The organism is Mycobacterium sp. Aquia_213 (assembly GCF_026625985.1).
GTDB lineage: Bacteria > Actinomycetota > Actinomycetes > Mycobacteriales > Mycobacteriaceae > Mycobacterium.
The window spans coordinates 846,623-872,468 of sequence record NZ_CP113116.1 but is presented as its reverse complement, the minus strand read 5'-3'; the positions used below and the strand labels follow the sequence as shown (position 1 = coordinate 872,468).

At 65.5% G+C, this 25,846-nt stretch carries 28 protein-coding genes and 2 pseudogenes; 16 read left to right on the top strand and 14 right to left on the bottom strand.

Annotated features, from left to right (window positions below):
- The first annotated feature begins 183 nt into the window (after positions 1–183).
- The gene (locus tag LMQ14_RS04260) at positions 184–1,359 is read left to right on the top strand and encodes an acyl-CoA dehydrogenase family protein (protein ID WP_267733589.1); all 1,176 of its coding nucleotides are present in this window, start codon (positions 184–186) and stop codon (positions 1,357–1,359) included.
- On the opposite strand, the gene LMQ14_RS04255 is transcribed toward LMQ14_RS04260, so the two are convergent.
- Genes LMQ14_RS04255 through LMQ14_RS04245 form a run of 3 tightly spaced genes read right to left on the bottom strand, consistent with a single transcriptional unit; the run spans position 1,360 to position 4,007 of the window.
- Positions 1,360–2,316 carry an LLM class F420-dependent oxidoreductase gene (locus LMQ14_RS04255; protein ID WP_267733588.1) on the bottom strand — a complete coding sequence of 319 codons (957 nt, stop codon included), beginning with the start codon at positions 2,314–2,316 and terminating at the stop codon, positions 1,360–1,362.
- Between the two features lie 12 nt (positions 2,317–2,328).
- Positions 2,329–3,072 carry a hypothetical protein gene (locus LMQ14_RS04250; RefSeq protein WP_267733587.1) on the bottom strand — a complete coding sequence of 248 codons (744 nt, stop codon included), beginning with the start codon at positions 3,070–3,072 and terminating at the stop codon, positions 2,329–2,331.
- A gap of 11 nt (positions 3,073–3,083) precedes the next feature.
- Positions 3,084–4,007 (bottom strand): NAD-dependent epimerase/dehydratase family protein, encoded by a 924-nt coding sequence (locus LMQ14_RS04245; protein ID WP_267735339.1) that lies wholly within the window; start codon positions 4,005–4,007, stop codon positions 3,084–3,086.
- Between the two features lie 198 nt (positions 4,008–4,205).
- Between LMQ14_RS04245 and LMQ14_RS04240 the strand changes: the two genes are divergently transcribed.
- The 7 genes from LMQ14_RS04240 to LMQ14_RS04210 all read left to right on the top strand — a co-directional run bounded on the left by LMQ14_RS04240 (position 4,206) and on the right by LMQ14_RS04210 (position 10,350).
- A complete protein-coding gene (locus LMQ14_RS04240; protein WP_267733586.1) occupies positions 4,206–4,526 on the top strand; it encodes a hypothetical protein in 321 nt (106 codons plus the stop codon).
- Between the two features lie 139 nt (positions 4,527–4,665).
- Positions 4,666–6,321, top strand: coding sequence for a thiolase C-terminal domain-containing protein (locus tag LMQ14_RS04235; RefSeq protein WP_267733585.1), 1,656 nt, complete (start codon positions 4,666–4,668; stop codon positions 6,319–6,321).
- Positions 6,318–7,205: an alpha/beta hydrolase gene (locus tag LMQ14_RS04230; protein ID WP_267733584.1), complete on the top strand. Its 888-nt coding sequence runs from the start codon at positions 6,318–6,320 to the stop codon at positions 7,203–7,205. Before LMQ14_RS04235 ends, LMQ14_RS04230 begins: the two co-directional genes overlap by 4 nt.
- Positions 7,202–8,017, top strand: a complete 816-nt coding sequence (locus LMQ14_RS04225; protein WP_267733583.1) for an NAD(P)-dependent oxidoreductase — start codon at positions 7,202–7,204, stop codon at positions 8,015–8,017. The genes LMQ14_RS04230 and LMQ14_RS04225 overlap by 4 nt, the downstream gene beginning before the upstream one ends.
- Positions 8,018–8,055: 38 nt before the next feature.
- Positions 8,056–8,820, top strand: coding sequence for an NAD(P)-dependent oxidoreductase (locus tag LMQ14_RS04220; protein ID WP_267735338.1), 765 nt, complete (start codon positions 8,056–8,058; stop codon positions 8,818–8,820).
- A 114-nt stretch (positions 8,821–8,934) separates the two neighbouring features.
- Positions 8,935–10,140 carry a cytochrome P450 gene (locus tag LMQ14_RS04215; protein ID WP_267733582.1) on the top strand — a complete coding sequence of 402 codons (1,206 nt, stop codon included), beginning with the start codon at positions 8,935–8,937 and terminating at the stop codon, positions 10,138–10,140.
- Positions 10,141–10,149: 9 nt separating this feature from the next.
- Positions 10,150–10,350 (top strand): ferredoxin, encoded by a 201-nt coding sequence (locus tag LMQ14_RS04210; RefSeq protein ID WP_085223769.1) that lies wholly within the window; start codon positions 10,150–10,152, stop codon positions 10,348–10,350.
- A gap of 3 nt (positions 10,351–10,353) precedes the next feature.
- On the opposite strand, the gene LMQ14_RS04205 is transcribed toward LMQ14_RS04210, so the two are convergent.
- The 9 genes from LMQ14_RS04205 to LMQ14_RS04165 all read right to left on the bottom strand — a co-directional run bounded on the left by LMQ14_RS04205 (position 10,354) and on the right by LMQ14_RS04165 (position 18,043).
- The gene (locus LMQ14_RS04205; RefSeq protein ID WP_267733581.1) at positions 10,354–10,638 is read right to left on the bottom strand and encodes a DUF1330 domain-containing protein; all 285 of its coding nucleotides are present in this window, start codon (positions 10,636–10,638) and stop codon (positions 10,354–10,356) included.
- A 29-nt stretch (positions 10,639–10,667) separates the two neighbouring features.
- Positions 10,668–10,868, bottom strand: coding sequence for a ferredoxin (locus LMQ14_RS04200; RefSeq protein WP_267733580.1), 201 nt, complete (start codon positions 10,866–10,868; stop codon positions 10,668–10,670).
- Positions 10,865–12,139: a cytochrome P450 gene (locus LMQ14_RS04195; protein WP_267733579.1), complete on the bottom strand. Its 1,275-nt coding sequence runs from the start codon at positions 12,137–12,139 to the stop codon at positions 10,865–10,867. Before LMQ14_RS04195 ends, LMQ14_RS04200 begins: the two co-directional genes overlap by 4 nt.
- A 164-nt stretch (positions 12,140–12,303) precedes the next feature.
- Positions 12,304–12,819 (bottom strand): hypothetical protein, encoded by a 516-nt coding sequence (locus LMQ14_RS04190; protein WP_267733578.1) that lies wholly within the window; start codon positions 12,817–12,819, stop codon positions 12,304–12,306.
- Positions 12,816–13,433, bottom strand: coding sequence for a TetR/AcrR family transcriptional regulator (locus LMQ14_RS04185; RefSeq protein WP_267733577.1), 618 nt, complete (start codon positions 13,431–13,433; stop codon positions 12,816–12,818). The genes LMQ14_RS04190 and LMQ14_RS04185 overlap by 4 nt, the downstream gene beginning before the upstream one ends.
- Positions 13,434–13,547: 114 nt before the next feature.
- Positions 13,548–14,696 carry a thiolase family protein gene (locus tag LMQ14_RS04180; RefSeq protein ID WP_267733576.1) on the bottom strand — a complete coding sequence of 383 codons (1,149 nt, stop codon included), beginning with the start codon at positions 14,694–14,696 and terminating at the stop codon, positions 13,548–13,550.
- 4 nt (positions 14,697–14,700) lie between these two features.
- Positions 14,701–15,513, bottom strand: a complete 813-nt coding sequence (locus LMQ14_RS04175) for an enoyl-CoA hydratase/isomerase family protein (RefSeq protein ID WP_267733575.1) — start codon at positions 15,511–15,513, stop codon at positions 14,701–14,703.
- Complete coding sequence (locus LMQ14_RS04170) at positions 15,510–16,676, bottom strand: acyl-CoA dehydrogenase family protein (RefSeq protein WP_267735337.1); 1,167 nt, start codon at positions 16,674–16,676, stop codon at positions 15,510–15,512. Before LMQ14_RS04170 ends, LMQ14_RS04175 begins: the two co-directional genes overlap by 4 nt.
- A gap of 68 nt (positions 16,677–16,744) precedes the next feature.
- Entirely contained in the window at positions 16,745–18,043 is a 1,299-nt protein-coding gene (locus LMQ14_RS04165) for an amidohydrolase family protein (RefSeq protein WP_267733574.1), read from the bottom strand.
- Between the two features lie 418 nt (positions 18,044–18,461).
- Here LMQ14_RS04165 and LMQ14_RS04160 point away from each other — a divergent pair, with 418 nt between their 5' ends.
- From LMQ14_RS04160 to LMQ14_RS04125, 8 genes are all read left to right on the top strand, one after another.
- On the top strand, positions 18,462–18,971 hold the full coding sequence (locus LMQ14_RS04160) for a carboxymuconolactone decarboxylase family protein (protein WP_267733573.1): 510 nt from the start codon (positions 18,462–18,464) through the stop codon (positions 18,969–18,971).
- 21 nt (positions 18,972–18,992) lie between these two features.
- Complete coding sequence (locus LMQ14_RS04155; protein ID WP_267733572.1) at positions 18,993–20,270, top strand: aromatic ring-hydroxylating oxygenase subunit alpha; 1,278 nt, start codon at positions 18,993–18,995, stop codon at positions 20,268–20,270.
- On the top strand, positions 20,254–20,577 hold the full coding sequence (locus LMQ14_RS04150; protein ID WP_267733571.1) for a hypothetical protein: 324 nt from the start codon (positions 20,254–20,256) through the stop codon (positions 20,575–20,577). Before LMQ14_RS04155 ends, LMQ14_RS04150 begins: the two co-directional genes overlap by 17 nt.
- A gap of 3 nt (positions 20,578–20,580) precedes the next feature.
- Positions 20,581–21,819 carry a metal-dependent hydrolase family protein gene (locus LMQ14_RS04145; RefSeq protein ID WP_267733570.1) on the top strand — a complete coding sequence of 413 codons (1,239 nt, stop codon included), beginning with the start codon at positions 20,581–20,583 and terminating at the stop codon, positions 21,817–21,819.
- Entirely contained in the window at positions 21,791–22,225 is a 435-nt protein-coding gene (locus LMQ14_RS04140) for a nuclear transport factor 2 family protein (protein WP_267733569.1), read from the top strand. The genes LMQ14_RS04145 and LMQ14_RS04140 overlap by 29 nt, the downstream gene beginning before the upstream one ends.
- Entirely contained in the window at positions 22,222–23,328 is a 1,107-nt protein-coding gene (locus tag LMQ14_RS04135) for an acyl-CoA dehydrogenase family protein (protein ID WP_267733568.1), read from the top strand. The genes LMQ14_RS04140 and LMQ14_RS04135 overlap by 4 nt, the downstream gene beginning before the upstream one ends.
- A 62-nt stretch (positions 23,329–23,390) precedes the next feature.
- Positions 23,391–24,152 (top strand): acyl-CoA dehydrogenase family protein, encoded by a 762-nt coding sequence (locus tag LMQ14_RS04130; RefSeq protein WP_420714658.1) that lies wholly within the window; start codon positions 23,391–23,393, stop codon positions 24,150–24,152.
- 46 nt (positions 24,153–24,198) lie between these two features.
- A complete protein-coding gene (locus tag LMQ14_RS04125; protein WP_267733566.1) occupies positions 24,199–24,513 on the top strand; it encodes a DUF4190 domain-containing protein in 315 nt (104 codons plus the stop codon).
- Here the strand turns inward: LMQ14_RS04125 and LMQ14_RS28265 are convergent.
- Together LMQ14_RS28265 and LMQ14_RS28260 are read right to left on the bottom strand one after the other, a co-directional pair.
- Positions 24,510–24,923, bottom strand: a pseudogene (locus LMQ14_RS28265) (acyl-CoA dehydrogenase family protein); the annotation flags it as partial. The gene LMQ14_RS04125 and the pseudogene LMQ14_RS28265 overlap by 4 nt on opposite strands.
- Before the next feature lie 156 nt (positions 24,924–25,079).
- Positions 25,080–25,685: pseudogene (locus LMQ14_RS28260) on the bottom strand (acyl-CoA dehydrogenase family protein); the annotation flags it as partial.
- Positions 25,686–25,846 lie beyond the last annotated feature (161 nt).

Sequence of the window (25,846 nt, the reverse complement as noted above, 5' to 3'; positions counted from 1 at the left end):
GTGCCTGATCGCAGGTGATAACGTAATTCTCGGTTTTTTATAACGGCCCTACCAAATCGGCCGTTCGACTCCCGGAGGTGACGTGTCAGCAGCGCCGGGCCACCCGTTGCCCATCGTCACGAATGAGAGGAAGCCCAACGGGGATTCGCGCGTTGAGCTTCCCGGCCCTGATTCGTAGCATTAATGCAACTCACCTTTGACGCCGAGGTTGAAGCCTTCCGCGCGGAGTTTGTCGCCTTTCTCGACGAGCATCTGCCGACGCAGGCGCAGGCCGCGGAACGACCTACCTCGACATCGCACGTACCCGAATGGTCGCGCCGCTGGCAGCGGCTCCAGTTCGACCACGGCTGGCTGCTGCCCGGAAATCCGCCCGAATTCGGCGGGCGCAACGCGAACATCCTGCAGCAATTCGTGCATCGCGAGGAGCTGTCGCGGCGCCGGATCTACCACTGCTTCAATCCCCAAGGCGTCGGCATCATCGCGGCGTCGCTGCTGTCCTTCGGGACCGACGAGCAAAAGCAGCACTGGGCGGTACCGATTCTGCGTGCCGACATGACCGCGTCATTGGGCATGAGCGAACCGGGAGCCGGCTCCGACCTGGCGGGGCTCTCGACAAAGGCCGAGTTGGTCGGCGATCATTTCGTGGTCAACGGGCAGAAGGTCTGGACCTCGGGCGCCCATGACGCGGACGTCATCCTGACGTTCGTTCGCACCGATCCAAACGCGCCGAGGCACAAGGGAATCAGTGCGGTGCTGATTCCCACCGATACCCCCGGGCTGGTGTGCCGTCCCTTCGCATCGGTCTACGACCGCGACGATCTGGACTTCAACGAGGTCTTCTTCAACGACGTCCGGGTGCCCGCGGAAAATCTCGTCGGGCCGCGTGGTGGCGGATGGCAGGTCGCGAACGGCTCACTCGGTCATGAGCGCACCTTGATGTGGATGGCCTTCGCGAACCGGCTCGAGCAGCTTCTCGAGGACTACCGCCCGGCGGACCAGGTGAACGCAGACCACTACGCCACCATCGCGATGGACTATTGCGCGCTGCGGCTGCTCGGCTCGAGGGCGCTGGGGCGGGCGGCTCGCGGTGACGTCGACGTGGCGGGCCTGTCCGTGCTGAAGGTCTTCGGTTCGGAGGCCGAACAAAACGCACTCCGGCATGCGCTGGACGGCGCGGGCGTCGACGGATTGCGCGACACGACACTCACGGCACCCTATAACCCCCACGCGCCCAACGTGTTTACCGCCAGCTGGTTCACCCGTTACATCAGCAGTTACGCGGGCACCATCGCTGGCGGCACGTCGGAGATTCAGCGCAATATCATCGCGGCGCGAGTGCTCGGTCTACCGACGCGCTGATCACAGCGCGGGACACAGTGACCCGAGAAACTCCTGGGTCCGACGTCGTGATTCGGTCCGTTGCGTCGCGTCCTTGCCCAACGGGACAATTCGCGCCGCCAGATCGGTAGCACCCGCGTCGCGGTAGCGGCGCAGCCGGGCCAGGATCGCCGACTCGTCGCCCGCCGCCATGGTGTCGCCGACGTCCTGCGCGTCACCGTGTTCCAGCACCCGCACATAGTTCGGCGAGAAGTCGGCGTGCCCGAGCACCTCGCTGGCGTAGGCGCGGGCGGCGTCTGCCTCGTCGTTGGCGCACAGTGCGACGGGAACTCCGGCGACGATCCGTGGCGCGGGCCGCCCGGTGCGGGTCGCCGCCTCGGTGATGTGCGGGACGACGTGGTCGCCGATCGCGCGCTCGTCCGCCATCCAGAGCACGGTGCCGCCGGCTCGTTCGCCCGCGAGTCGCAGCATCGTCGGCCCCAACGCGGACAACAGAATTGGAACCTGGCAGGTGTCGGTGACATCCACCGGCGAGTGGACGTGATAGCTGTCATTGTCGACGTCGACCGTCCCCGGTCCGACGAACGACGCCACGAGCACGTCGAGGTAGTCGCCGATCAAGCGCGCCGGGCGCGCGTAGTCCAATCCGAGTTGACCGTTGACGATCCAATGATGCGACGGCCCGATGCCGAGGGTGAACCGCCCGCGGCAGGCGATCTGGGTGGTCAAGGCTTGTTGCGCCATGATCATCGGATGGCGGGTCTGAATCGGAACGACCGCCGTTCCGATTTCGATGCGATCGGTTGCCTGCCCGATCAGCGTCACGGCGGTCATCGCATCGAGGTAGCCGGGCACCTGAGGCATCCAGTACGAGGCGAAACCGTCGCTTTCGGCCGCGACAGCATCGCCGATGAGCCCGGACAGCCGGTCGGCACGCGCGCGCTCCTTGTCGGAGCCGACCATCAAGCCGACGCGCATGCGGCCCACTGGCTACGGGACATATCGATCCCATTCGTACGGAACCACCGCGAAAAATGGTGCGGCAAAAAGTGGTTCGATGCCTGGCTCGGCCCAACGCGCCGCGAGCACCGGCCGAAGTCGTTGTGCGGTCGCAACCGGGTCGTCGTCGAGAAAGCAATAGGTGATCGACTGATTCCCTTGAGCGCTAGCCAGATTGGCGTCAACCTGGCGCGACAATGCGGACCAGACGCCGGCGACGCCGTCGACCTCGACAAGCGGGTTCACCGCTGCCGATCCCCGCTCGACCACCACGTACGCACCTCGCACCGGCAGCCAGGGAAGCACATCCGACCCGACCTTGACCCGGGGCGCGGCCGCACGGCTGCCGACGTCGTACACGCCGCGCTCCACCGGCGGCAGCAACGAGAGTTTGCGGCCGGCATTGCCTAGGGCCGTGGATAATTCGTTGAAGTTCTGAAGTCCTGCCGCGTCGGTGAAGAAGTACGTCATCACGTGGTCGACCGCGTCCAACGGTCCACCGCTGACCGCACGCGCGGAGCGGCAGGCCGGTGTGGACACCAGCCGCAACGAGGCGCGCACCGCGGCTAGCCGATGTTGCTCCGGCCGGTGGTCAAGCGTGTGCCAGCGCAGGTATTCGGCGTCGGTTCCGTCGGGATGGCGAGTCGCCATGGAGACGAACAGCGTGGTGATCTCTCCCCGCCCGGCGGCGAGAACCTCGGCGACCTCGTCGGATGGCGTGCCGGGAAGCTGCATCGCGTACGTCCTTACGATCTCGTCGAATCATGCTGGGGCAGCGATATTTCCGGGTGGCGCGCCGCGACCATGCGCCGGAAGCCGTCGCGCCAGTGCACCTTAGTGCGGCCGAGCACGTCGTGCATGTGGGTGACATCCGGCCATAACGGCGTGTGCGCCTCGGCCGTGTATTCGAAGATCGGCTCGACGCCGACCAGCTCACCCACGAACGTGCAGTAATCCTCGACGCTGACCGTCTCACTGCCGGCCCAGTTCACCACCACGGGCGGCACCGCGGCGACTTCCATGGCGCGGACGCCGAGCTCTACGTAGTCGTCTTCGTAGATGGGGTTGTAATTGTTGGGCTTGTCGGGATAGAGCCGAATCGGCTTGCCCGCCAGCATCGCATCGAGACGATCGGCTGGGGCACCGCCCTGGGGTCCATACGTCGAACAGATTCGGATGATGGTGAGCGGGATCCGATAGTGCTTGGCGATCCACGTGCAAACCGCCTCGGCCGCAACCTTGGACATGCTGTAGTTCGCCCGCAGCGGCACTCCCGGCGGATCGGATTCGGTCAGTGGGCGTTGTCCCTGGTAGGCGTAGATCGAGCCGGTGGAGCAGAAGACGAATCCCTTGGCGGACCGGCAGTGGTGGAGCAATTCACCGGACATCTGCGCGTTCGTTTCGATGCAGCGATTCCAGTCGTCGGTGCCGGGATCCACCGCCGCGTGGAAGACGTAGCTGAAATCGTCAGGGAGACCGGAGAAGTCGCCGGTGCTGACGTCCAGCGCGACGGGCAAGACGCCGGCGCCGACAAGTTTTTCGCGGTCCGCGGGGTCTTTCAGGCGAGCGGCACCCCATACCTCGTTTCCCGCCGCGGCCAGGGCACGCGCGATGGGGAACGCGATCTTGCCCGTCGCCCCGGTGATCAGAACCTTCTCCGCGTCGAGCAACAAGCCCTCCAATCATGACGAGGAGCAATGTGAAGTACTTGATATGTTGTTGGGAGCATAACCCCCGGAAGATCGGAAATGGCACGGGTGGTCGGGCTCGATGTGGAGCCGCCCTCGGACGTTGTTAGCTGGTCGTGGCGTTGTCTACGAAATAAACTGGGACGAAGCAAGGTTGGGATGCCCAATAGGAGGCGCATCATGATGTGGTTTGTTCGTCGTATGTCCGCCGCCGGCGCGGTCGTCTTCGCGGCGATGGCGGGCGCTGTGATCGCGACGCCGGGTATCAGCTCGGCGCAGTGCGATTCCAACATGTCGTGGAATCAGGCGACCGGCGTGTGCAAACCGCCACAGGCACCGCCGGCGTGGTACACACCCCCGCCGCCCTACGCACCGTCATTCGCCGGACCGGATGTGCCGCCCCCGCCGCCACGGCCTTGGTGGTCACCGAACGTCCCGATGTGGCACGTCGGCTTTCACCAATGGGGTGCCTTCTTCGACGGCGCCTGGGTGCCGTACTGACGGCGGGAGCCCCACCCTCGCCTGACATGCAGCACCAGCACTGCAACGCGTCTGGATCGTGCCTGTCTAGGCTGATAACGTAATTCTCCAATCTGCATAATGGCCCTACCAGGCCGGCCGTGCGACTCCCGGAGGTGACGTGTCAGCAGCACCGGGCCGCCCATTGCCCCTGGTCACGGAAGAGAACGAGTTCTTCTGGACCTCCGGTGCCGACGGCAAGTTGCGACTGCAGGAGTGCCAGGCGTGCAACGCGCTGATCCACCCGCCCGCGCCGGTGTGCCGGTACTGCCGCTCGCGCGACATCGCCGTACGCGCCGTCTCCGGCCGCGCGACACTGGCCGGGTTCACCATCAACGAGCGGTTCAGCCTGCCCGGACTGGTGGCGCCCTACGTCATCGCGCAGGTGGCGATCACCGAAGACCCCCGCGTCCGATTGACCACCAACATCGTGGAGTGCGACCCCGACGGACTCGAACTCGGCCAACAGGTCGAAGTCGCCTTCGAGCAGGTCGAGGACGTGTGGTTCCCCCTGTTCCGGCCGTTGCCGGACGCCAAGTCCGCTCCCCTGCCCGCCGACGAGATCGCGCCGGAACGCTTCGCCGAGCACATCCAGCCGATGCTCACCCGGGAGAAATTCGAGGACAAGGCCGCCCTCACCGGGATCGGCATGTCGCAAGTCGGGCGGCGGTTGATGGTGCCGCCGCTGTCGCTCACCATCGACGCGTGCGAGGCGGCGATCGCTGACGCCGGCCTCACCTTCGCCGACATCGACGGCCTGTCGACCTACCCGGGCCCGATCAACGTCGCGGGCATGGGGGAAGGCGGGGTCACCGCGCTGGAGGCCGCGCTGGGAATCCGGCCGGCGTGGCACAACGGCACCATGGAGACGTTCGGCCCCGGCGGTTCGGTGATCTCAGCGATGCTGGCGATCGCCTGCGGCCTGGCGCGCCACGTGCTGTGCTTCCGGACGCTGTGGGAAGCCACCCACGGCGAGCTGATGAAGCAGGGCAAGATCGCCCCCTCGATGGGCCGGATGTCGGGCTGGCAGATGCCATTCGGCGCCACCTCGGCGGCGCACACGCTGGCGATGAACGCGCAGCGCCACTTCCACCGGTACGGCACCACCAAAGAGACCCTGGGCTGGATCGCGTTGAACCAGCGCGCCAACGCCGAACTCAACCCGACGGCCATCTACCGGACCCCGATGACGATGGACGACTACCTGACCGCCCGCCCCATCACCACGCCGTTCGGCCTGTACGACTGTGACGTGCCCTGCGACGGCGCGATCGCCGTGATCGTCTCGGCCGTCGATGCCGCCCGCGATATGCCCAAGCCGCCCGTCCTCGTGGAAGCGGTCGGAACGCAGATCGTCGAGCGGCTCGACTGGGACCAGAGCACGCTGACCCACGAGCCGCAGGTGCTCGGCCAGGCCGCGCACGTGTGGACCCGCACCTCGTTGCGACCCGAAGACGTCGACGTCGCCGAGCTGTACGACGGCTTCACCTTCAACTGCCTGTCGTGGATCGAGGCGCTGGGCTTCTGCGGGATCGGTGAAGCCAAAGACTTTCTGGACGGCGGCAAGAACATCGCCCGTGACGGCCAGCTGCCGCTCAACACGCACGGCGGCCAACTGTCGCACGGCCGCACCCACGGGATGGGCCTCTTGCATGAGGCCGTCAGCCAGTTGCGTGGCGAGGCGGGCGATCGCCAGGTCGCCGGTGCGCGGGTCGGCGTGGTCAGCAGCGGCGGCCTCACTCCCAGTGGCGTGCTGCTGCTCCGGGCCGACACATGAGCAGCCAGCCGACTCCGCGTCCCCGGTTGGTGATCGTCGACGGGGTGCCGATGTCGGCGGTGGTCTGCGAAGCGCCCGACCCCAAGGCCGTGATCGTGGCCATCCACGGCGGCGGCACCACCGCCGTCTATTTCGACTGTCCGGGCCATCCGTCGTATTCGCTGTTACGCACCGGCGCTGCAGCGGGATTCACCGTGGTCGCGCTCGACCGCCCCGGCTACGGCAGTTCGGCGCCGTATCCCGAGGCGATGGTCGAGGGCGAACAACGCGTCAACCTGGCGTACGGTGCGGTCGAGCGCATTATCGGCGAACGACCAAGCGGCGCAGGCCTGTTCGTAATGGGTCATTCGGGTGGCTGCGAGCTGACGATGCGGATGGCCGCCGACGAGCGCGGCGCCGATCTGCTCGGCATCGAATTGGCCGGCACCGGCCGGCACTATCACCCCGCGGCGCGCGAAATGCTCAAGACGGCAACGCGAGAGCGCCGGCCGTCCGGGCTGCGCGAGCTGTTATGGCATCCGGAACACTTGTATCCGCCGGAGATCCTGACCGGAGTCACCGTTTCCCCGACGGCTCCGTCCTACGAGGACCAGATGGTGTCGGACTGGGCCCGTCAAACCTTCCCGACGCTGGCGCCGGCCGTGCGGGTGCCGGTGCACTTCAGCATCGCCGAGCACGAAAAGGTCTGGCAGACTGACGATTCGGCCGTACAAGAGATCACCGCGATGTTCTCCTCGGCGCCGCGCTTCGGCCTGCACCGGCAACTCGAGGCGGGCCACAACATCAGCCTCGGCCACACCGCCGCGGATTACCACGCGGTGGTCCTTGGGTTCGCCGACGAGTGTGTGGCCGCGCGTTCGGCGGGCGAAGAGGCTGCCGGATGAAGGTGGGATTCATCGGGTTGGGTAGTCAGGGCGGCCCCATGGCCCGGCGGATCATCGATGGCGGCTTCGCGACCACGCTGTGGGCGCGCCGACCCGCGTCGGTCGAGCCGTTCGCCGACACCTCGGCGGAAATCGCGTCATCACCTGCCGAACTCGCCGCGGCCAGCGATCTGGTCTGCCTCTGCGTGGTCGGCGAGGCCGACATCGAGGAGATCGCCAACGGCGAGCACGGGCTGCTCGCCGGCCTCAAGCCCGACAGCGTGATCGCGGTGCACAGCACCGTGCACCCCAACACCTGCAAAACACTGGCGAAAAGGGTTGGCAATAAAGGCGCTTCGGTAATCGATGCGCCGGTGAGCGGCGGCGGTCCGGCCGCCGCCGAGGGCCGTCTGATGGTGATGGTCGGCGGCGACACCGACGACGTCGAGCGCTGCCGTCCGGTCTTCGAAACCTATGGCGATCCTGTGGTCCACCTCGGCGAGCTGGGCACCGGCCAAACCACCAAGCTGCTCAACAACTTGCTGTTCACCGCCAACCTGGGCACCGCGGCCACCGCCCTTTCACTGGCGCAGTCCCTGGGCGTCACCCCGAAACGGCTCGTCGAAGTCGTATCCCGCGGCAGTGGAAACAGCTTCGCGCTCAATGTCATAGGCGGCGAAGGCACTCTGGACCGGCTGGCCGGTTTGGCAGGCACGCTGCTGCAGAAGGATGTGCGGCTGATCGTCGACCTCGCCGAGGCGGCCACCGCTCGTGGGGGCGCCGTCCTCGATGCGGCCGACGCCGCGCTGGCCATGATGGATCACCCGAGGTGAAGGTCGGGTTCGTCGGCGCCGGGCGGATGGGCCGCCCGATGGTCGCGCGTCTCGCGGCAGCCGGCCACGACGTCCGCGTGTTGGTCCGCGATGCGGCCGACGACGCCAAGCGGCACGATCTCGAGCAGTTGGACGCAACCGTGGTGAACGAGGTCAGCGACGCCGCGCAGGCCGATGCGGTGGTGCTCTGCGTGTTCACCGACGAGCAGGTCCGCGAGGTCTGCCTGGACGGCGCGCTGCTGTCCGCGATGCCGTCGGGCTCGACGCTGGTGGTACACACCACGGCCAGCCCGAAAACGATCGAGGCCATCGCCGCCCGGACCGGCCGGGTCGAGGTCGTCGACGCGCCGGTCAGCGGCGGCCCGCACGACATCGCGGCAGGAAAGCTCACGCTGTTCGTCGGCGGCGCCGATGACGCCGTTGACCGCCTGCGACCGGTATTGGGCTGCTACGGCGATCCGGTGCTGCACGTCGGCCCGCGCGGCGCCGGCCAGACGGTGAAGCTGGTCAACAATGCGCTGTTCGCCGGCCACATCGGGCTGCTCGCGGAGTCAATCCGGTTGGGCGAGCGCCTGGGCGTTCCGGAATCGACCGTGCTGGGCGCATTGGCCCATGGCAGCGCCACCAGCCGGGTGCTGGACATCGTCGCTGCCCGCGGCTCCGTCGCGGGGTTCATCGAGATGGCCGGGGAATTCGTCGGAAAAGACGTGGCAGTGGTGCGCAGCATCGCCGAAGACCTCGGCAGCGACCTCGGTGCCCTCGATGACGTGATCGAAGTTCTCGATGTCGGCGGAAAGGTCTGACATGACGGCACTTCGGTTCTTCCCGGTTCGCGACGAAAGCGCTACCGTTAGCGTTACAGTCAGGCATTCAATCGTAAAGGTCCAGCCCAGCATCGCGTCACCGAGGAGTCTGCAGTGACAAAACCGAAAGTCGTCTTCGACCCGTACTCGGACGAGTTCTACAACAACCCGTTCGATATTTACGCACGGATGCGCGAGGACGCTCCGCTCTATTACGACGAGAAGGAAGACTTCTACGCGCTGACCCGCCATGAGGATGTGGCGGCCGCGTTCAAGGATTTTGACACTTACTCGTCGGCGCGCGGCTGCGACCTGGCGATGGTGCGCAGGGGCGTATCCCCCGAGCAGAAGTCGATCATCTTCATGGACCCGCCGGAGCACCGGCACATGCGCAGCCTGCTCAACAAGGCGTTCACTCCACGGGCGATCACCTCGCAGCTGGACACCATCCACGAGGTCATCGACAACTACCTGAGCGCATGCGATCCGGACAACTTCGACGTGGTGCAGGACTTCTCCGGACCGTTCCCGGTGGAGGTCATCACCCGGATGGCCGGGGTGCCCGAGGAATACCGCCAGCAGGTGCGGCACTGGATCGACACCAGCCTGCATCACGAGCCGGGCCAGATCGAGATCAGCGAATCCGGCATGCAGGCCAACATCGACACCGCGATGTACTACTTCGGCCTCATCCAGGAGCGGCGCGGGAACCTACAGGACGACATGATCAGCAGGCTGATCACGGCCGAGATCCCCTGTGACGACGGTACGACCCGCAAGCTCGACGACATCGAAATCACCGGATTCGCGACGCTTTTGGGCGGCGCCGGTGCCGAGACCGTCACCAAGCTGATCGGCAATGCGGCGGTCATCTTCGCACGCAACCCCGACCAGTGGCAGAAGCTGCAAGACGACCGCAGCAAGATCCCCGGGGCGGTCGAAGAGCTACTGCGCTACGAGGGACCGGTCCAGTACAACGTCCGCTACACCCTGAAAGAGGCTCATGTCAGCGGCGGCGTGATTCCCCCCTTCAAGCCGGTGTTCCTGTGCGGCGCCGCGGCGAACCGCGATAGCGATGCCTTCACCGACGCCGACACGTTCGACATCGAGCGCGACCAGACCGAGGCACAGCATCTGGGCCTCGGGTACGGGATTCACAGCTGCCTCGGCGCCGCGCTGGCTCGCCTGGAAAGCCGGATCGCGCTGGAGAAGCTGGTCGATTTCATGCCGCGCTACGAGGTGGATTGGGACGGCTGCAAGCGGGTGACCATGCAAAATGTCGCGGGCTGGAAGCACGTGCCCGTCAAGGTGGTTCGGTAAGGGGTCGCAATGACGAGGAAAATCGAAGTCGATTGGGGACTCTGCGAGAGCAACGGAGTCTGCATGGGCATCAACCCGGAAATCTTCGAGCTCGGCGACGACGACATGCTGACCGTCCACCAGGAAGAAGTCACCCCGGAGAACGAGGCGGACGTGCGCGAAGCCGTCCGTCAATGCCCTCGGCAGGCAATCGCGATCGTCGGAGAGTAGCGGTCAGAATCCGGAGAGGATGACCGCATTGCAGTCGGCGGCTGCCTGCCGCAGCTTCGCCGCCTTCTGGTAGCCCTCGGATTCGTACCACGCGCGGGCAGCGTCGACGGATTCGAACTCCAGCACGACGGTCTGGTCGCCGTGCCAGCTGCCCTCGATCGTCGTGGGCTTGGTGTCCACCGCGAGAATGGTGGCACCGCTCATCGCCGAACCGGCGGCCTTGCCGTAGGCCTTCATGCCCTCCGGGTCCTTGATGGCCTCGGTCAGGATGACATATCCCTTAGGCATTGAATCTCCTTACGTCGGTAGGAATTTCGTCAGTTCTCGTCTTTGATCTCGCTGATGGCCTGTTCCGGGCAGAACTCGATGGCCTCGTGGGCGGCCGACTCCAATTCCGTTGGAATATCGCCCTCTATCGACACCGCATAGCCGTCGTCGGTGAGGCTGAACACGTCCGGACACACCGTCAGGCACATACCGTGACCGCGACAGCGCTGGTCGTCTACCCAAACCTTCATGCCAGCGTGAACTCCAAATGCAATTCGGTCAGGCCGCGCAGGATGTACGTCGGAACATATTGGTAGCGCCGGTCATTCGCCGGTCCATGCTTGTCCTCGTCGATCCTGATGTCGGCCGTGCGATCGAGCAGCCGCTCGATGGCCACCCGGGTTTCGGCCCGGGCCAGCGGCGCGCCCGGGCAGCTGTGGATGCCGCGGCCGAACGAGATGTGCTGGCGTGCATTCTTGCGGGCCGGATCGAAGGTGGCGGGGTCTTCGAATCGCCGCGGGTCCCGGTTGGCTGCGGCCTGCACGATCATCACGGTGGTGCCCGCCGGCAGGTCGACCCCGCCGACGTTGACCGGCACCCGGTTCAGGCGGAAGTCGCCCTTGACCGGGCTCTCGTGGCGCAGCGACTCCTCGATGAAGTTGCCGATCAGGCTGCGATCCTTGCGCAACTGCGCCTGGATGTCCGGGCGCTCCCCGAGGGTCTGCAGCGCGGCACCGAGCAACCGCACCGTGGTCTCCTGGCCCGCCGAGAAGACGTTGCTGGCGACCCTGGCCACGTCCTCGACCTCGGGGATCGAGCCGTCGGGGAAGGTGGCGGTCGCCAGGCCGGTCAGCACGTCGTCGCGGGGCTCGCGGCGGCGATCGGTGACGTAGTCGGAGAACAAGCCGTAGAGGAATTCCAGCGGACTGTGCGACAGCGACTCCTTGCCGGTGCCCCCGATGCCGCCGCCCGCGTGCTCGGCGATGCCCTTCACGAACTTGTCGCGGTCTTCCATCGGCACGCCCAGCAGGTCGGCGATGACCAGCAGGGTGAAAGGACTCGAAAAGCCCTTGATCCAGTCACCCTTCCCCGATGGCAGGAAGTCGTCGAGCACCTGGTCGGCGAGCGCCCACATCGCGTCCTCGTTCTCCTTGAGGCGCTTGGGGGTGATCAACCGCATCAGCAGGGAGCGGTGATTGGTGTGGGTCGGCGGGTCGAGTGTGGGCAACTGGTCGCTGAACGGCAGCTCGTCGCGGTGTTGTTCGATCAGGTCGGTGATGTCGTCACCCTCGAGCGGCACCGGAAAGCCGGGAAACGGGCCGGTCACCGAGGTGCAGGAGGACCATGTCTCGGCGTCGTTGAGCACGGCGCAGGCCTCTTCCCAACCGGTCACCATCGTGACCCCGTGGTGGTCTTCCCGGGCCACCGGGCACTGCTCCCGCAGCGACTCGTAATAGGGGTACGGGTCGGCGATGAGCTCTTTGCCGCGGAAGAAGTCCAACTTGGAGAAGTCGTTCGTCATCTTGCTCCGTTCGAATCTCAGCAGTGAGAATGAGCCTCTCAGAGATGAGTATTAGATTTCCACACGGCATGATCGTCGTCAACGACGGGTGCCGCTATGGGGGCTGGGACTGGGTAATGACCTGCCGTCGGAGCCCGGGATTCGGGCCGGCATGCGGCGGGGAACTAGCTGGCCGGGACCAGATCGGCGGCCACCGACGGACAGGGCAGCAGCCCGCTGCGGAACGTCTCGGTGTGACCGATCGAGAACTCGGGTATTGCCGCGGCGGCCAGCGCCTTGCCCTTGAACATCTGCGCGGCCATGCTCAGCCGGTGCTGCACCAGGCCCACGCTGCCATCCAGCTCCGCGGGCCAGGTGTCTCCCCACAGGGTGACCTCGGTGACGCCGCGATCGAGAGCCTGCAAGACGCCTTGGCGGACCCGCGAATCGCACCCGATCAGGTCCGCCGCGGCCGCCAGGGCCTGCGGGTGGGGACGGTCGTCCACGGACTCCAGCGCGAACTCGAGGTCGAGGGTGCGGACCCCAATGATCTGCAGCGGCCGCACATCGGGGTGGTCGGCCAGGTCGGTGAGCAGGACGGTGACGTCCCATCCGGCCATCGACCGGTCGAACAGCCACCCCCCGGCGAACCGCACCACGTCGACGACGCCGGAGGCGACGACATCAAGCCGGTACCTCATCTCGTGCTCAATGGTTTGCTCGGCGGCGCGAAGTCCCGCGCCAGCGTCTCGGCGTACTGCTTGAAGACCTCGGCCAGAGGTATCGAAGGATCGAGCAACCATGTGGTTTCCATTCCGTGGACGAAGGCGAGGATTTCCACTGCCTTGATGGTGGGGTGTATGTCCGCGCGGTACCGGCCGTCGGCCTGACCGGTGCGAATGAGCTCGGTGACGATGTCGACGGCTTGCCGGTGCCGATCGAGCATGCGGTCGTGCAACGGGGCATCGGGAAGGATGTTCTCCACCAGCAGCACTGTGAACGCACCGACCGATTCGGGCGCCCGGCTGAATCGGTCGGCCACCGCGCAGATCTGCGCCAGCAGGTCGCCGGCCCGGTCGGCGTGCGAATCGTCGTCCTGATCGCGGGCGTCCAAGACCGCGTGCAGCAGCTGCTCCTTGGACGCGAAGTGATGCAGCAGCCCCGCCGGAGTGACGCCGGCCTCGCCGGCGATCTGGGCCAAGGTGGTGTTGCGCCAGCCGTTGCGGGTGAGGAGGCGCTGCGCGACCGCGAGGATCCGCTCCTTGCGGTCCTCGCCTTTGGCGAGAAGCGTGTCGTAACGGCGTGCGTCGGGCACCGGACTCCTTTGACCGATTGGTGGGCTGAACCAACCTAGTAAACACACAGTAGGTAGGTTTGCCCGCTGTGACAAGAGTCTCAGGTGGACTCTTAAGAAGTTCTTTGGACGGTGCTAGGCGACCAGTTCGACCAGGGTGGCGTTGGCCGTGCCGCCGCCTTCACACATGGTCTGCAGCCCGTAGCGAATGCCGTTATCGCGCATGTGGTGCGCCAACCTGGTCATCAGCACCGCCCCGGACCCGCCCAGCGGATGCCCCAGCGCGATGGCCCCGCCCAGCGGATTGACCAGGCTCGGGTCGACGCCGGTCTCGGCGAGCCACGCCAGCGGGACGGGTGCGAAGGCCTCGTTGACCTCGAATGCGCCCACTTCGTCCAGCGAAACGCCGGCCTTCTTCAGCACCTTTTCGGTCGCCGGAATGGGGCCGGTCAGCATCAGTATGGGATCGGCTCCGGTGACGGCACCGGCGCGGTACCGCACGATCGGGGTCAGGCCCAGATTCAGTGCCATCTCCGACGTCATCACCAACAGCGCGGCGGCGCCGTCGGAGATCTGCGAGGAATTGCCGGCGTGGATCACGCCGTCCTCGGCGAACGCAGGCTTCAGCGATCCCAGTTTCTCGACGGTGCTCCCCCGCCGAATCCCCTCGTCGGCGTTGATGATTCCGCCGTCCTCCACGAACACCGGCACGATCTGCTCGGTGAACGCGTTGCCGTCCTGGGCCGCGGCCGCTCGTTCGTGAGATTGGACCGAGAATTCGTCGAGCTGGGTGCGCGAGAAGCCCCACTTCTTGGCGATCATCTCCGCCGACAGGCCCTGGTTGAAGGAAAAGTCGTCGTAGCGGGCCCGAACTTTCGGTCCGTAAGGCATGCCGGTTGCCCTGGCCGAACCCAACGGAACACGGCTCATGACCTCGACGCCCCCGGCCACGACGACGTCTTGCTGGCCCGACATCACCGCCTGCACCGCGAAGTCGAGGGCCTGCTGGCTGGACCCGCAGGCCCGGTTCACGGTGGTCCCGGGAACGCTCTCGGGCCAGCCGGCGGCCAGCACCGCGTAGCGCCCGATGTTGCTGGATTGGTCGCCGACCTGAGACACGCATCCCCAGATTACGTCGTCGATGATGTCCGGACTGACTCCGGCGCGTTCCAGCACCTCGTTGAGGACGAGCGCGGACAGGTCCGCGGCGTGCATGCCCGACAGCCCGCCATTGCGTTTGCCGACCGGCGTGCGCACCGCCTCGACGATGACCGTCTCTCGCATGTCCCTACTCCGATTCCTCGTCAGATTTCGATAGCGCCCACCGACCAGTAAACGTCGGTTCCCGTCGCTCGCTGAAGGCGGCATAGGCCGCGGCCGCATCCGCGGTCGCGAAGTTACCGATCTGGGCTCGCGCCTCGTTGGCCAACGCGTCGCGCAGGGTGCGATCGGCGTTCTCATTCAGCAGGGCTTTGGTCTGGGCCAGCGCAATCGGCGGGCCCGCCGCCAGCCGGGCGGTCAGGTCGGAGACGAAGGCATCGATCTCGGCGGCGGACACCAGCCAGGTGACCAGGTTCAGCGCGAGGGCTTCGACGGCGTCGATGGTCTCCGCCAGCAGCGCCAGCCGCTTAGCCTGTTGCAGGCCAACAAGTTTCGGCAACAACCAGGAGCCGCCGAGGTCGATCGACAGACCCCGCTTGGAAAAGATCTGCGAGAACGTCGATTCCGGCGTCGCGACGACGAGGTCACAGCCCAACGCCAGGTTCCATCCGGCTCCGACCGCGACGCCGGTCACCTTGGCCACCGTCGGTATCGGCAGCTCGTGCAACGCCAGCGCCACGTCGGTCAGGCGCTGCAGCTTGTATTTCGGGTGAATGTCGTCCGCGATCCCGATGTCGGCCCCGGAGCAAAACGCCCCGCCGGCACCGGTGATCACCAGCGCACGCACGCTGCGGTCACGGCCCGCGGCGAGCAGCGCGTCGCGCAGTGCGATCCAAAGCTCTGGACTGATCGCGTTTTTGCGGCGCGGCCGGTTGAGGGTCAGCGTGCGTACCCCATCGCTGTCACCCGACAACAGGACGGGTTCTTCGGTGGACGTCAATAGCTCCTCGGCAATTTCAGGACATTGGCTCCCAGGAAGTTCAGGATCATCTCCTGGCTGACCGGTGCGATCTTCATCAATCGCGCCTCACGGAAGTAGCGCGTGATGTGGTACTCCTCCGCGTAACCCATGCCGCCGTGCGTCTGCAACGCCCGGTCCGCGGCGGTGAAGCCCGCATCGGCACACAGATACTTCGCGGTATTCGCCTCGCGCCCACAGGGTTTGCCGTTGTCGTATAACCACGTGGCTTTGCGCAACATCAGCTCGGCGGCGTCGAGGTGGGCCAGCGAATCCGCGAGCGGGAACTGCAGGCCCTGGTTCATGCCGATCGGCCGGCCGAAGACCTCACGCTCGTTGCCGTACTTCACCGCTTTTTCGAGTGCCACCCGGCCGATGCCCAGCGCCTCGGCCGCGATCAGCATCCGCTCGGGATTCAGGCCGTCGAGAATGTACTGAAATCCCTTACCTTCGTCGCCAACCCGGTCCTCGACCGGTACTTCGAGATTGTCGATGAACAACTCGTTGGAGCTGACGGCGTTGCGGCCCATCTTGCGGATCGGGCGGATATCGATGCGACTGCGATCGAGGTCGGTGAGGAACAGCGTCATCCCGTCGGTCTTCTTGGCCACCTCGTCGTAGCTCTTGGTGCGGGTGAGCAGCAGGATCTTGTCGGACTCCATCGCCTTGGAGATCCACACCTTGCGGCCATTGACGATGTACTTGTCTCCATCGCGTTTGGCGAACGTGGTGATGCGCGAAGTGTCAAGCCCGGCACCGGGTTCGGTGACCCCGAAGCAGATGTGCACATCGCCATTGGCGACCGTGGGCAAGGTGCGGGCCTTGAGTTCGTCGGAGCCGTGCACGACGACCGGCTGCATGCCGAAGATCGACAGGTGGATCGCGCTGGCGGCGTTCATCGCGCCGCCGGACTTGGCGACCTCTTCGAGCAGCAGTGTGGCCTCGGTGATTCCGAGGCCATGGCCGCCGTACTCCGTCGGAATCGTCATGCCGAGCCAGCCGCCGTCGGCTATGGCTCGATAGAACTCCGTCGGAAATTCGTGCGCCTGGTCCTTCTCCATCCAGTACTGATCGTCGAATTTGCGCGCCAGTTCGGCGACCGACTTACGGATCAGCTCCTGGTCATCGGTCAGCTCAAAATTCATTCCGTCGCCGGGCACTGCTCAATCTCCTTTAGTCGACCTGCACCGGCGCGCCTGCGTTCCGATGAGGCTCAATCCTTGTTGCCGCTCAGCGCTTTCGCGTTGGCGGCAAAGTCCGCGAATGAAGAACCCGCCCTGCTGTCCTTGTCGTGGCCCGCCGCCTTGATGGACACGTCGTGTCCCTCGGCGGCCTTGCGCAACGCGCCGACAGTAGCCTGCTCACGCGGGATATGGGTGAACGGGTCGAACGAGTACCACCGCATGGCGTTCTCGTAAGTCATCTTGTTGATTTCGTCGTCCGGAACATCGTTGAGGCTCAACACATCCCACAGCTCTTCGGGCGCTCCCGGCCACATCGAGTCGCTGTGCGGGTAGTCGGCTTCCCAGCAGATGTTGTCGATGCCGATCATGTTGCGCAGCGCGACGCCGACCTTGTCGCTGATGAAACAGGTCAGGAAGTGCTCGCGGAAGACCTCGCTGGGCAGCTTCCCTTTGAAGTCCTGGTGGGTCCAGGTGGAGTGCATCTCGTAGGTGCGGTCGGCACGCTCCAGGAAGTAGGGGATCCAGCCGGTTCCGCCCTCGGACAGGGCGATCTTCAGGTCCGGGTACTCCTTGATCGGCTTGGACCAGAGCAGGTCCGCAGCCGCCTGCACGATGTTCATCGGCTGCAGCGTGATCATCACGTCCATCGGCGCGTCCGGCGCGGTGATGGCGAGCCGGCCCGACGATCCGATGTGCACGTTCATGACGGTGTCGGTGTCCACCAAGGCTTTCCACAACGGCGTCCAGTAATCGTTGTGGAAGCTGGGGTAGCCCATCGCGGCCGGGTTCTCGGTGAAGGTCAGCGCGTGCACGCCCTTCTTCGACACCCGGCGCACCTCCGCGGCGCACGCCTCGGCATCCCAGATCACCGGGATCGCCATCGGGATGAACCGTGCCGGGTAGGCGCCGCACCACTCGTCGATGTGCCAGTCGTTGTAAGCCTGCACCAGCGCGACCGAGAAGTCGTGGTCGTCGGTGGCGAACAGCCGCCCGGCGAAGCCCGGGAACGACGGGAAGCAGATCGAGGCCAGAATGCCGCCGGCATTCATGTCCTTGACGCGTTCGTCGACGTTGTAACAACCCGGCCGGATCTCGTCGAGACCCGTCGGCTCGATTCCGTACTCTTCCTTGGGCCGGCCGGCGACGGCGTTCAGCGCGACGTTCGGGATGACCGTGTCGCGGAACTTCCACATGTCCGAGCCGTCATCGTTGTGCACCAGCCGAGGCGCGTCGTCCTGGTACTTCTTCGGCAAGTTGTTCTTGAACATGTCGGGTGGCTCGACAGTGTGGTCGTCGACGCTGATCAGCATCATGTCTTCTTTGTTCATGAGCTTCTTCCTCCATCGGATCCACGTGCAGTCTGCTTCCAGGACGCTGGCTGTCGGCTCGCCCCGCTACCTCTGAAAACTAGCTTCTCGCCAGGTGAGAATCAACATCCACCGGGCCGGCCGGGCAAATACGGGCACTGTTCCGGTATACCTCATCTTGGCGCGGATGGCCCTCTCACGTGCGACTACGCGATCACGGAAATGCCAGCACCGGGCTTGCGACCAAAGAAAAAACCAAAAATTTGTTCACTCACGGCCCGATGGTGTCGCCCGGACCGTCGATAAGCCGGCCCGAAGCGGCACGCGGGTGGCCCAGCAGCGGATCACTACCCGCTGGCATTGACCAACCGAGCGAATCATGCAAGTCTGTTAGTTGTAAATGAGAATCCAATTCTCTTTCGCCGAGAGGACACCGTCGATGCGCTTGCCGCCGCTGCCCGCGGATCAGTGGGACGAGGCTACCCAGCAGGCCCTCTCGGCAATGCGTGGCGCAGACACCAACAACGCGCTCAGCACACTGGCTCACCATCCGGCGTTGGCCAAGGCGTTTCTCCGGTTCAACGTCCATCTGTTGATGACATCCACGCTGCCGACCCGCATCCGCGAACTGGCCATCCTGCGAGTCGCGCACCGTCGCGACTCCGCCTACGAGTGGTCGCACCACGTCAGCATGGCCAGGGACGCCGGCATCACCGACGAGCAGATCGACGCCGTCAAACGCGGCGAGGCATCCGACGAGTTCGACCGTACGGTGCTCACCGCGGTCGACGAGCTGGACGAGAAATCGCAACTGTCCGACGAAACGTGGGCGGCACTCGGCGAGCGGCTCAACGACCAGCAGCGCATGGATTTCGTCTTCACGGTCGGCTGTTACGCCTTGCTGGCCATGGCTTTCAACACTTTCGGCATACAGCTCGAGCACCACTAGACGGATCAGAGAGGTAGAACCGTGGCTCATTTCCCCAAGCCGGCTGTCGGCAGCTGGACAGAAAACTATCCCGACCTGGGAACCGCGCCGGTCGATTACACCGACTCGATCGATCCGGCCTTCTTCGAGGCCGAGCGTGATGCGGTCTTCAAGAAGACCTGGCTGAACGTCGGCCGGGTCGAGCGACTCCCCAAGACCGGCAGCTACTTCACCCGGGAACTGCCGTCGGCCGGCAAGGGCACGTCGGTGATCATCACCAAGACCAAGGACGGGACCGTCAAGGCGTATCACAACGTCTGCCGGCACCGCGGAAACAAGTTGGTGTGGAACGACTTTCCCAACGAAGAGACCTCCGGCACCTGCCGGCAGTTCACCTGCAAGTACCACGCCTGGCGCTACAGCCTGGACGGCGATTTGACCTTCGTCCAGCAGGAAGACGAGTTCTTCAACCTGGACAAGGGCAACTACGGCCTGGCAGCCGTTCGTTGCGAGGTGTGGGAAGGCTTCATCTTCATCAACTTCGACGACAACGCGGCGCCGCTGATCGACTACCTCGGGCCGCTGGCGAAGAGCATCGAGGGCTACCCCTTCGGCGAGATGACCGAGACCTACTCCTACCGGGCCGAGGTCGGCAGCAACTGGAAACTGTTCATCGACGCGTTCGTCGAGTTCTACCACGCGCCGATCCTGCACCAGGGGCAGTACACCAAGGAAGAAGCCGCCAAGATCCAGAAGTTCGGCTACGAGGCGCTGCACTACGAGTTGGCCGGCCCGCACAACCTGCAGTCCACCTGGGGTGGTCAGGCGCCGCCCCCGGACATGTCCATGGTCAAGCCGTTGGACCAGGTGCTGCGCAGCGGTCTGTTCGGGCCGTGGGACAAGCCGGAGATCATCCAGAACCTGGAGTTGCCGCCGGGCGTCAACGTGAAGCGGGTGCCGCAGTGGGGCATCGACTCGTGGCTGTTCTACCCGAACTTCATGCTGCTGATCTGGGAGCCGGGCTGGTACCTGACCTACCACTACTGGCCGACCGCGGTCGACAAGCACATCTTCGAGTCGTCGCTGTATTTCGTTCCGCCGAAGAACGCGCGGGAGCGATTGGCGCAGGAGTTGGCCGCGGTGACGTTCAAGGAGTACGCGTTGCAGGATGCCAACACCCTGGAAGCCACCCAGACCATGATCGGCACCCGGGCCGTCAAGGAGTTCCTGCTGTGCGACCAGGAAGTCTTGATCCGCCATCTGCACCATACGACCGCCAACTACGTCAAGGAGCACCAGCGCAATGTCGCTACCGTCTGAATTCGCGGCCCTGGAGCCGTATTTGGATTGGGATCTGGCCACCGAGCCCGAGCGTTACGCCAAGCGGCTGGCGTCGACGATGCCCCAGATGCAGGAGTTCTACAACGTCGCGTTCCCGTTGCTGAATGATGTGATCGCGTACTGCGATAAGTTCCCGTTGGACGACCTACCCGAGGACGCGAAAACTCTGATGCACATCATGCAGTCGCTGGTGATGGTGTCCTTCCCGATCGAGGCATGGAAGCAGCCGCGCGTCCCGGACAGTGGCGCGGCATGGGTTGAAGTCCTTCGGGAGCCGGTGATCTAAGCGGTGCTGACGCTCAAGGCCGCCGGGCTGCTCGACGTCGACGCCGGTGAGATCGTTCGGCCGGGCATCCTGAAGATCGAGGACGACCGGATCGTCGGCGTCGGGGGCTCGGGCCCGACGGGCCCAGAAGACACTGTCATCGACCTCGGCGAGGCGATCCTGTTGCCGGGCCTGATGGACATGGAGGTCAACCTCCTGATGGGCGGGCGCGGCGAGACGCCAGGGCTGTCCCAGGTGCAGGACGATCCTCCGACGCGGGTGCTGCGCGCGGTCGGCAACGCCCGGCGCACGCTGCGCGCCGGCTTCACCACCGTGCGCAACCTGGGCCTGTTCGTCAAGACCGGCGGCTACCTGCTCGACGTCGCCCTGGGCAAGGCCATCGACGCGGGGTGGATCGACGGGCCCCGCATCGTCCCGGCCGGCCACGCGATCACGCCGACCGGCGGTCACCTGGACCCGACGATGTTCGCCGCATTCATGCCGGGCGCACTTGAGCTCACGGTCGAAGAGGGCATCGCCAACGGCGTCGACGAGGTCCGCAAGGCCGTGCGGTACCAGATCAAGCACGGCGCCCAATTGATCAAGGTGTGTGTTTCCGGCGGCGTGATGTCGTTGACGGGTGAGGCCGGCGCACAACATTATTCAGATGAAGAACTGCGCGCGATCGTCGACGAGGCGCACCGGCGCGGGTTACGCGTCGCAGCGCACACCCATGGGGCGGAAGCGGTCAAACACGCGGTCGCGTGCGGTATCGACTGCATCGAGCACGGCTTCCTGATGGACGACGAGGCCATCCAGATGCTGGTGGACAACGACCGGTTCCTGGTGACCACCCGCAGGCTCGCCGAGGCGATGGACGTGTCCCGCGCTCCGAAGGAGTTGCAGGACAAGGCCGCCGAGATGTTCCCGAAGGCGAAGACATCGATCAAGGCCGCCTACGAGGCCGGCGTGAAGATCGCGGTCGGTACCGACGCGCCCGCGATACCGCACGGCCGCAACGCGGACGAGCTGGTCACGCTCGTCGAGTGGGGCATGCCGCCGTTGGCGGTGCTGCGGGCGGCCACGACGACCGCGGCCGAGCTGATCAACTCGACCGACCGGGGCCGGCTCGCGGAAGGTCAGCTTGCCGATATCATCGCGGTACCCGGAAACCCGTTGGAAGACATCACGGTTACTCGCAACGTCAGCTTTGTCATGAAAGGCGGCAAGGTCTATGTCGACAAATCAGCCAACCAGAATTGACGACCTGGTCGAGATCCAGCAGCTACTCGCCCGCTACGCCGTCACCATCACCCAGGAAGACATCGACGGTCTGATCGGCGTGTTCACGCCCGACGGCACCTACAGCGCGTTCGGCTCCACCTACAAGTTGGACAAGTTCCCGGAGTTGGTGGCCGCCGCGCCAAAGGGCTTGTTCCTCACCGGGACTGCCCTGGTGGAAAACATCGACGGTGATTCGGCGAGCGGCACCCAGCCGCTGTGCTTCATCGACGGCTCCACGCACGACATGCGGATCGGCTACTACCGCGACACCTACTCGCGGACCGCGGAGGGATGGCGACTCAAGACCCGCGCCATGACATTCATCCGCCGCAGCGGCGTACACGACTCCGGGCGACCGCACGCCATCGGCCGCCCCACCCCGTGAATGTCGAGGAGTTCCGGGCGGGTCTGCGAAAGTGGCTCGACGAGAACGACTTAACGCCCGGCCCCGATCACTCGCTGCAGGGCCATATGCAGCAATTCCTGCGGGTTAGCCGGGCGCTGTACGACGCCGATTGGATGCGCTACGGGTGGCCGGTAGAAGTCGGCGGATTGGGCGGGCCGGCGGTGCTGCGCGCGATCGTCGGCGAAGAAGTGGTGGGCCGCCGCCTTGCCGAGCCCGGCCCGTATTCGATGCTCGAGGTGCTCACACCCACGATGATCGATTACGCCCCCGTAGAACTCGCCGCCGAAATGGTGCCGCGACTGCTGCGCGGTGAAGAGCAATGGTGCCAAGGCTTTTCCGAGCCGGGCTCGGGCAGCGACCTGGCGTCGCTGACCACCCGGGCGGTTCAGGACGGCGACAACTGGATCGTCAACGGGCAGAAGGTCTGGACCAGCTTCGCGCAGTTTTCCACCCGCTGCATCCTGCTCACCCGCACCGGGCCCGGCCATGACGGCATCACCGCGTTCTTCGTCGACCTGGACACCCCCGGCATCACCGTCCGCCCACTACGCACGATGCACGGCGTCGACGAGTTCTGCGAGGTGTACTACGACGATGTGGTGATCCCATCGAGCCGGATGCTGGGCAAGCCGGGCGACGGCTGGCGGCTCGCGATGGACCTGCTCCCCTTCGAGCGGTCCACCTGCTTTTGGCAGCGGATCGCCTACCTCTACTCCCGATTCGACGACCTCATCGCCGAGGTATCCGGCGGCAGCCAGCACAGCGGCCACGATGAATTCGAGCTGGGCGCAGCCTATCTCGCACTGCATACGCTGCGCTGCCGGTCCCGCGCCACCCAGTACCGGCTGCGCGACGGCGCGCGCCTGGGCCCCGACACCTCGATCGACAAGGTGCTGTTGGCCGGCGCCGAGCAGCGGCTTTACGACACCGTCCGCGATCTGCTGCCCGGCACCCTGGAGCTCGACGAGACGCCGTGGCGCTCGGAGTATCTGTATTCGCGTGCGTCGACCATTTACGGCGGTACCGCCGAGATTCAGCGCAACATCATCGCCCGCCGGCTTCTCGACCTCGGGAAGGAGTGACCGTGGACCTGACCTCAGACTCCGAAGAACTGCAGCTGCTGGCCGAGTCGATACGCACTGCCATGAGCTCGGCCTCCGGCGCCAAGCTCGATGCGGCGTTGACCGACCTCGGCTGGCACGACATGCTGGACGAAATCCCGGATTTTGCAATCCCTCTGGTGTTTCGACTGCTCGGCGAAACCGGTGCGCACGCCCCGGTGCTCAACGACGTGGTGCTGCGCGCGGCCGGACGGGCGCCGGGCGGCGTCACCCCGCTTCCGTTCGCGGGAGGCTCCTGGGTGGTGTGGAAACGCGAAGACATTCCGAGTTCGGCGATCGACAACGAGATACCGATACATCCTGTCGCAGAAGGTGATTCAGCGGCGCAAGCCGGGCTCGCCGGCGGGCGTCGGGCGCTGGGCTGGTGGCTGGTCGGCTCCAGCCGCGCGATGCTTGCCCTGGCGCGCCAGCATGCCCTGGATCGTGTTCAGTTCGGCCGCCACATCAGCTCATTTCAGGCGATCCGGCACCGACTGGCCGAGACACTCGTCGCGATCGAGGGCGCCGAGGCGACCCTGCACGCCGCCACCACGGCAACCGACGACGCCGACGACCTGGCCAGCTTGCTCGCCAAGGCTGCGGCCGGTCAGGCGGCGCTGACCGCGGCACGCCACTGCCAGCAGGTGCTCGGTGGCATCGGCTTCACCGCCGAACACCAGTTGCACGTCCACATCAAACGGTCACTGATTCTGGACAGCTTGCTCGGCAGCACCCGGGAATTGACCTCTCAGGCCGGAATGGCGTTGCGGGCCAAGGGATCTGCGCCCCGGCTGGTGCAGCTGTAACGCCTGCGGGTCGCGCGGCCAAGCGTACTGCCTAGTATTGGCGTACATGCGCTACCCCGTAGAACATCGAAATCAGGCCGGCGTCGCTGCGGTGATCCTGGGCGGTGTCGCACTGGCCACCTGCTGGCTACTGATCGGGGTGCCCTTGGGTATCGCGGCGCTGATCACGGGTGATATCGCCCGGCGGCGGGCCAGTCGCGGTGAGGCGACGAATCCCCGGGCCGCGATGGCCGGCATGGTGTTAGGGGTGGTGGCGATCGTGGCCGGGCTCATCGCCATCGGCTACTACTCCTGGCTGGACTCCCAGGATCCGGACCGCTTGCAGCGGTGCCTGGACAATCCCGCCACCAACAACTGCTAACCGCGCGGCAGGCCGAGGACGCGTTCGGCGATGATGTTGCGCTGAACTTCGGACGTGCCGCCGGCGATCGTCGCGGCGAAGGTGCGCGTGTAGCGATCGAACCAGCTGCCGTAGTGGCTGTCCAGGTTGAGCGGGGCGAATGGCGCGGTAACCCCACGCAACACCAATCCCTCGCCCCCCTTGGCGTGCAGCGTGTCCTCGCAGGCGCGCTGCATCGCTTCCGAACCGAGCAGCTTGAGCACCGACTGCGCCGGCACATCCTCTTCACCGCGCGCGGCCTTGGCCAACGTCGCCGAACCCAGCAACCGCATCGCGAAGAAATCCATCACCAGGGTGCCGTAGCGATCGCGCTGCACCGCGCCCGAAGGAGTGGACTCGACGGTCAGCGCGTGCAGCATGTCGGCGTAGTCCAGCCACAGCATCGCTCGTTCGTGGCCGAGTGAGCCGGTCGCGACTCGCCAGCCGGCGTTGAGCTCCCCGACCAGGTTCTCGACCGGCACTCGTGCGTCGGTGAAAAAGACCTCGTTGAAGTCGACGTCTTCGATGTCGCCCACCGAGGCGAACGGACGGCGGACCACACCGGGGGTGTCGGTCGGAATCAGTAAAGCGCTGATGCCCTTGTGTTTTGGCGCATCGGGATCGGTGCGCACGAACGTCAGCAGAACGTCGGCGTGATGGGCACCCGACGTCCACACCTTCTGCCCGTTGACGACGAAGTGGTCGCCATCGAGTACCGCTCGCGTCTTCAGCGAGGCGAGATCGGAGCCCGCGCCGGGCTCGCTCATTCCCAGCGACGCGGTCATCTCCGCGCGCAGAATCGGCACCGCCCAGCGCTGCTTTTGCTCCGGCGTGCCGAACGACAGCAACGACGCCGCGATGATGCCGACGCCCTGCGGATTGAAGCTTTGATAGATCCGCCGCCGCGACAACTCCTCGAGGTACACGTATTGCTGCAGCAGGGTGGCGTTGCGCCCACCGAACTCCGGCGGGTTCCCGGGCAGCAGCCACCCGTTGTCGAACAGCAGCCGCTGCCAGCGGCGGGCCCACTCCGGAATGTCCGAACTCGATTGCGGCCGTTCGCCCGTCTCCGCGGCGTCGAGGGGATTGGAGTCCAGGAAGGCCGCGAATTCCGCGCGGAACTCCTCGACGTCGGTGTCAAAGGTCAGCTGCACAGCACTCCCCTGGGATTCGCTGGCGTGTGGACCGTCAGTAGATCCGGGTTTCCGCCGACGGCGCGGTTCACTCTTGCGATTCCGCTTCTATACACACGTGTACGAGAATAGTATTCTCGTAGCAAGGAAGTTACAATCTCCAACACATGCTCCGTGAGGGG

Excerpts from the sequence above, each read along its gene's own strand:
- LMQ14_RS04260 (WP_267733589.1), top strand. The coding sequence starts at position 184 with ATGCAACTCACCTTTGACGCCGAGGTTGAAGCCTTCCGCGCGGAGTTT.
- LMQ14_RS04255 (WP_267733588.1), bottom strand. The coding sequence starts at position 2,316 with ATGCGCGTCGGCTTGATGGTCGGCTCCGACAAGGAGCGCGCGCGTGCC.
- LMQ14_RS04250 (WP_267733587.1), bottom strand. The coding sequence starts at position 3,072 with ATGCAGCTTCCCGGCACGCCATCCGACGAGGTCGCCGAGGTTCTCGCC.
- LMQ14_RS04240 (WP_267733586.1), top strand. The coding sequence starts at position 4,206 with ATGATGTGGTTTGTTCGTCGTATGTCCGCCGCCGGCGCGGTCGTCTTC.
- LMQ14_RS04230 (WP_267733584.1), top strand. The coding sequence starts at position 6,318 with ATGAGCAGCCAGCCGACTCCGCGTCCCCGGTTGGTGATCGTCGACGGG.
- LMQ14_RS04225 (WP_267733583.1), top strand. The coding sequence starts at position 7,202 with ATGAAGGTGGGATTCATCGGGTTGGGTAGTCAGGGCGGCCCCATGGCC.
- LMQ14_RS04220 (WP_267735338.1), top strand. The coding sequence starts at position 8,056 with ATGGTCGCGCGTCTCGCGGCAGCCGGCCACGACGTCCGCGTGTTGGTC.
- LMQ14_RS04210 (WP_085223769.1), top strand. The coding sequence starts at position 10,150 with ATGACGAGGAAAATCGAAGTCGATTGGGGACTCTGCGAGAGCAACGGA.
- LMQ14_RS04205 (WP_267733581.1), bottom strand. The coding sequence starts at position 10,638 with ATGCCTAAGGGATATGTCATCCTGACCGAGGCCATCAAGGACCCGGAG.
- LMQ14_RS04200 (WP_267733580.1), bottom strand. The coding sequence starts at position 10,868 with ATGAAGGTTTGGGTAGACGACCAGCGCTGTCGCGGTCACGGTATGTGC.
- LMQ14_RS04195 (WP_267733579.1), bottom strand. The coding sequence starts at position 12,139 with ATGACGAACGACTTCTCCAAGTTGGACTTCTTCCGCGGCAAAGAGCTC.
- LMQ14_RS04190 (WP_267733578.1), bottom strand. The coding sequence starts at position 12,819 with ATGAGGTACCGGCTTGATGTCGTCGCCTCCGGCGTCGTCGACGTGGTG.
- LMQ14_RS04180 (WP_267733576.1), bottom strand. The coding sequence starts at position 14,696 with ATGCGAGAGACGGTCATCGTCGAGGCGGTGCGCACGCCGGTCGGCAAA.
- LMQ14_RS04170 (WP_267735337.1), bottom strand. The coding sequence starts at position 16,676 with ATGAATTTTGAGCTGACCGATGACCAGGAGCTGATCCGTAAGTCGGTC.
- LMQ14_RS04165 (WP_267733574.1), bottom strand. The coding sequence starts at position 18,043 with ATGAACAAAGAAGACATGATGCTGATCAGCGTCGACGACCACACTGTC.
- LMQ14_RS04160 (WP_267733573.1), top strand. The coding sequence starts at position 18,462 with ATGCGCTTGCCGCCGCTGCCCGCGGATCAGTGGGACGAGGCTACCCAG.
- LMQ14_RS04150 (WP_267733571.1), top strand. The coding sequence starts at position 20,254 with ATGTCGCTACCGTCTGAATTCGCGGCCCTGGAGCCGTATTTGGATTGG.
- LMQ14_RS04140 (WP_267733569.1), top strand. The coding sequence starts at position 21,791 with ATGTCGACAAATCAGCCAACCAGAATTGACGACCTGGTCGAGATCCAG.
- LMQ14_RS04130 (WP_420714658.1), top strand. The coding sequence starts at position 23,391 with ATGAGCTCGGCCTCCGGCGCCAAGCTCGATGCGGCGTTGACCGACCTC.
- LMQ14_RS04125 (WP_267733566.1), top strand. The coding sequence starts at position 24,199 with ATGCGCTACCCCGTAGAACATCGAAATCAGGCCGGCGTCGCTGCGGTG.